General features: G+C 35.3%; 4 protein-coding genes. 1 reads left to right on the forward strand and 3 read right to left on the reverse strand.

Annotation, left to right across the window (positions count from 1 at the left end; translation table 11 throughout):
- Window positions 1-203: 203 nt before the first annotated feature.
- From KKG99_09275 to KKG99_09285, 3 genes are all read right to left on the reverse strand, one after another.
- Window positions 204-515 carry a DUF5076 domain-containing protein gene (locus tag KKG99_09275; GenBank protein ID MBU1013187.1) on the reverse strand — a complete coding sequence of 104 codons (312 nt, stop codon included), beginning with the start codon at window positions 513-515 and terminating at the stop codon, window positions 204-206.
- 98 nt (window positions 516-613) lie between these two features.
- Entirely contained in the window at window positions 614-2,557 is a 1,944-nt protein-coding gene (locus KKG99_09280) for an N-6 DNA methylase (GenBank protein MBU1013188.1), read from the reverse strand.
- Window positions 2,550-4,388, reverse strand: a complete 1,839-nt coding sequence (locus tag KKG99_09285; protein ID MBU1013189.1) for an ATP-binding protein — start codon at window positions 4,386-4,388, stop codon at window positions 2,550-2,552. The genes KKG99_09280 and KKG99_09285 overlap by 8 nt, the downstream gene beginning before the upstream one ends.
- A gap of 383 nt (window positions 4,389-4,771) precedes the next feature.
- Here KKG99_09285 and KKG99_09290 point away from each other — a divergent pair.
- Window positions 4,772-5,345: AAA family ATPase (locus tag KKG99_09290; GenBank protein ID MBU1013190.1), on the forward strand; the 574-nt coding region annotated here is incomplete at its 3' end.

Consider the following 5,345-nt stretch of genomic DNA (forward strand, 5'->3'; position numbering starts at 1 on the left):
ATATTGACCGGCGTGGCCCCCACCCGCTTGGAGGCGGCCTCAAAAAACTGGACACTGACGGTCCAGCACAAGACAGTTGAAATGGCTATGAGTTCCCCGGTATAGGGCATGGGTGTATCCAATAAAAAGGTGATCCGTTTAAGAGCAATGGGTGAAAAAAAGACCCTATGTAAATGAGATTTCAGAAAACTACAAGTGATAAATTATTCTTGAATTTCTCCCTTGATGGTATTTTCACCATGTCCCAGATGGCTCAGGAGTGAATTGGCGATTCTCATCTCAGATGCCGTTGTGTTGTAATCATGGCTTTGGGTTAATCCATTGGCTATATGGCGGATCAAATCCGCCAGTAATTCCCCCCAGGCATCTCTTTCGTCTATTTCAAAATTTGAGGCTTCTTCCCACATCCCCAATAACATGGACACTTGTATATCTTTGTTCCCGATCCAAACCCGCATCATTTCCATGGCGTTTGGATCACCCTCTATCCCTTCGGGTATTTGTAATTCTTTCATTCGTTTATTTTATCCTTAAATGTTTTATAAAAAAATAATGGTTAATTTTTGTTGATCCGGTCGGGCAGCATTATAATTCTTAAGATGCGCTTTATAGGTTAATTATTTCCATTGATACAATTGCTAATAATAGAGTAATTACTTAGCTCACTATACTTATCTGCCTGTAATTTAATTGAATTAAGTAAATTATTATTTTTCAACAGAATCTCTTCAAACCATTCACATAATTCTACCTGCTGCTCATAAGTAGGAAGGCTAATCTCTACTTCTTTAATTCTTTCAAAAGAAATTGAAGGTTGTGCAGAACCTCGGGCCAATTTATTTAAATTTAAACTTCGTAATACATGAGCTAAATAAGGTAAATGTACCTTTAAAGACGAATTAATTTCGACACTAAACGAGTTATTAGTAAGCCAGATGGGTCCTTTAATAAAATGTATATTCCCACACTGAGCACCCACTCGACCTATAATTATATTTTCGCCTTCTCGGTTATACTCATTAAAATAACCTATAAGACCATTTCCTCCATAAACAGGAAAACGGCCTTCTTCATTAATCTCTATTTTCTTTAAAGGCTTACCAGCTTTCGTTTTAAGCAGCTCTCCGAGAGTAAATTTTTTCACAAATTCTGCTTGCTTACTCTCGTTTAATGAATCGATAAATTCAGACAGCAACAAATCAAACTCTTCTTTCTTTTTTTTCAGAAATGTTATTTCATCAAAAATTTTAAGGTCACTAACTTCATTAACTTTTTTCTGAGGTTCTATAGACAGATTTATGCCTTCCCGATTCAAAATATCTCGTTTATTTACTAAATATGAGTTTGCAGTCTCAATCCTTTTAGAAAACAACTCAATAAACTCTACTAAATCATGATCACTGATTTGGTTAGTCTTATTTAAAGGCTTGTTTGTTTTAAGTTCGTAGAACCAAATATCATTTTCTGGTTCCGTATTCTCAAAAAACAAAACGCTCACTTTGACTCCAGCATAAGGAGCTAACGTGCCCGAAGGTAAACTTAATATGGAATGTAAATTAAACCTAGTTAAAAGCGTATGCCTGAGGTTTAATAATTCATGAGTACGATTAAACAAAAGACCATCAGGTACAATTAACGCTGCTTTACCACCTTGACCAAGCTTTCTCATGGAGTGCTTTAAAAACATTGCCTCAAGATTTGAGGAGTACCCATAGTAATCGTGTTCATATCGATCAATATGTGAAGCCTTACCGAAAGGAACTCCTGATAAAACAATGTCATAACATGAATTATCGTTGTCTAATAGTGAATCACTCAAAGATATATTCTTAATATCAATGCCATTGAGCAATAAATTTAATGAACCAACTAAACAGGCAAAAGGAGAAATATCCCGGCCAAAGGTATAAAGAGTCTCATTTGAGATAGTTTCTGAATGCTTAGAAACTATCTTATGTGTTTCTACAATAAATCTACCTGTTCCCAATGCAGGGTCATATATAGATTGTCTTAGGGAAGGCTTAATGACTTTAACAATAGCAGTAACAAGTGCTTTGGGGGAATGAAAAGCCCCAGACGAAATAGAGTCATTTATCATTTTTACGACTAACGTGTCGTAAGCCTCAGCTAATTGTTCATTAAAATAGATATCTTCAATCTGTGACAGCAAAATCTCCAGAATTTTTACGGATCTTATTCTAAACGATATATTATTTAAAAGGTCTTCGACTTTATTCCAAGTATCTCGTGCAAATCCATCATCACAAAACTCATCACCACGAAGCTTCACATTTGAACGAATATCAAACCATACATTTTTCAATTCAGAGAAATCTGTTTCAATTTTTCCACTATTAAAACAGTTTGAATTGTAGAATAATTTTTTAAAATCACCTATAGCATTTCGTTTAGGTGCATCTGCTAAAATAATATCATAGAAATATTTTAAAAGAAGAATTAACGACAATTGTTCCATGGCATCAATAGCATTATTGATACCTGAATCTTTTCGTATAATGTCAATTAAATTGATTAACTTAGTTTCGGAATTATTCATTTTCACCTACCAAGTAGTTGTACATATAAATTATATCATCACTGATTTCTTCTTTAGGCATTGTATTTACATAGGTTTGTGCTTTTCTAATACAAAAACCTTCACCATCAACGTTAATACGAGAATCAACGAGTTCTTTGATAGGTTTAGATTTTAATCTCGCCAAAGAATCATTAAATTTGCCACGGATATCCACGTCTCCATTAACATTTTGCTTTAATCTATTAGCCTCAAGTAAATGCTCATTTATTTTTGTGCAATCGTCCCCTAAAGACGTAAATGATAATAAATAATGTTTAATTTCCCTTCGTCTCCATGCTAATAAAGCTGTTTCAGATAGAATATTACTTTTCTCTTTCTTTTTGTTCTTTGGGTTTTTCGGTGTGAAATTTTTAATTTTCGGTAAGAAGCGACACTTAGGTGTACCCAGTAGGCTTATAGGGAAATCATCTCGATCACATATCATAAAAACTTTTTCAGCTTTACTTTGTAATTTTTCTAATGCCCTTTCATAATTTTTCAGCCAATTTATTTTATTATCACCGAACATGTTTATATTACCGCAATCATCCCTATAGCCAGAAGATACACTCACACAAATAAATTCTGATAGTTTTTTATTAATTCTCTTTTCTGAATCCGCATCGGTTATTAGCTTTCTTCTAACAAGTAATTTAAATATTTCCCAATCATGGACATGATCCATAACGACAATATATTTATACATGGAAACCACTTTATACTGAGCGGCTTCTAAATCTGACAAAGTTTCTAATCGTTGAATTAATTTGAAAGGTGAATTTGTATTATCAACTTTTCCATTTTCAATAACCCTCAAATTATTGGGACCAGCTTTAGCAATTGAATCTAACAAATGAGTTGTTGTAATTATCGCTCCTTGAGTTTTGTTAAAAACATTCCACAATTTATCAATATTTTTATAATGAAGGTGTGAATCAGCTTCATCCAATAGGAACAAGGTGTTGCTTGTGTCAAACAGATCGATCAAGGCATACAAAAATAATAATTGGTACTCGCCATCACTCAATTCTTCTAAGCCTAATATTTTATTTTCTTCATCATCTTTAACTTTCGTAAAAGTTAAGTTAAAGCTGTCTTTAATAATAAAATAATCATTGTCAGCTGCTTGAGTGAAAAACATAACCATAGAATCAAATGAAGCATACTCATCAGTTTCAAACGACACACTAGATAGCACATCTTGATTTAATTGAATACTTTGTTGCTTTAATGGTTTTTCAAATTTATAACCATCAGTAATCAGTGAATTAATAAAATTATGCAAGGTCCGGTGGTAAGCTTTGTTGGTGATAATATCAGATTCACCTTTTGCTTCGTCCTCTAACGCTTGTTTTACAAGATTTGTATAACTTTTATCTACTTTTACATTGAATGAAAGTTTGGTCGATTTATCTTCGTCAAATTCATTTTCAATGACATAATTATTTTGTTTCAGAAAAGTCCGCACTAACCCTTCATGATTACTTGCCGTCGCTAAGAAAATAAGCAACATCGACCATAATTTGTCGTAGTAAAAGCAATCCAAGTTTAAAGCCTTCTTTTTTGCTCGTTCAGTGTTTAAGTATTCACTAAAGTTATTTGAATAGCTTTCATTTTGGCCCGAGGAAAAGCAAACAATTTTGTAGTTTTGGTAACTCGTACCATTTAGCTTTTCATCAAAAATTGACTTTAAAATGGTTGATTTACCTGAACCATTGCCGCCAATAAAGGTTGCTATTTTATCAAACTCTAATGTTTGAGGCTGAGTATGTAGAATATTGACTGGTAAAGGTAATGAAATCATAGTCATTTAGTAATATTCCTTTATAGAAGGCACTCGGAATAAAATAATCCATCGTTTAATAACATTGTATATCAACCGCCCATTTTTCTATACCTGCAACTCTTTCTATCATAGTTTCAAATTCATCATGTGCCTTTTTTAAATAAATAATTACACGACTTTTGTTAAGGGTTCCTTTGCATAACGGACAAGTTTATTCAAGAATTATTTCTGTTAGCCAAATCCAAAAAATAAACGTATATGGAGAAATACATTTCCGTCTGAAAACAGGGCAGATTCATATTCACCCACCGGGAATTGTTGGAAAAAAATCTCGCATCTTGATACCCGCTCCTTAAAATGATATATTTCTTCGATTTATGTAATTTTAATTGGAAAAGAGACTTTTTTTGAAGAAAAAAGAGAAATTTACATTCTTGTGCCAGTCTTGCGGGTGTCAGACTCCCAAATGGATGGGGCGGTGCCCGGAATGCGGTTCCTGGGATACCCTGGTCGAGGAGAAGATTCTTGGTGCCGGGTCGGGCAAGGCCCGAATGATCCCCTCTTCTACGCCCGTGTCCATAAATTCCGTGGAGGTCACGGAAAACAATCGCCTGATGACCGGTATTTCCGAGTTTGACCGGGTTCTGGGCGGCGGTATTGTGGACGGATCTCTTATTCTCATCGGGGGGGACCCGGGTATCGGCAAATCCACCCTCATGCTCCAGGTGCTGGCCACCCTTGCCAAAGCAAATAAAAAATGTCTCTATGTATCCGGGGAAGAGTCGGTGCTGCAGCTTTCCATGCGGGGAAAACGGCTGGATTCAGGCAGCGATTCCCTTTTTATTGTGGCGGAAACAGATCTGGATGCCATCCTTTCCATGGTGGAAAAACAGCATTATGATGTCATGGTGATCGATTCCATCCAGACGGTGTTTCACCCGGAAGTCTCTTCCACCCCGGGGAGCGTGACCCAGATCCGGG

It is taken from the genome of Bacteroidota bacterium, from assembly GCA_018816945.1.
GTDB lineage: Bacteria > Bacteroidota > Bacteroidia > Bacteroidales.

Bases quoted from the DNA above. Each gene is read 5' to 3' on its own strand.
- KKG99_09275 (MBU1013187.1), bottom strand. From the start codon at position 515: ATGAAAGAATTACAAATACCCGAAGGGATAGAGGGTGATCCAAACGCC.
- KKG99_09280 (MBU1013188.1), bottom strand. From the start codon at position 2,557: ATGAATAATTCCGAAACTAAGTTAATCAATTTAATTGACATTATACGA.
- KKG99_09285 (MBU1013189.1), bottom strand. From the start codon at position 4,388: ATGACTATGATTTCATTACCTTTACCAGTCAATATTCTACATACTCAG.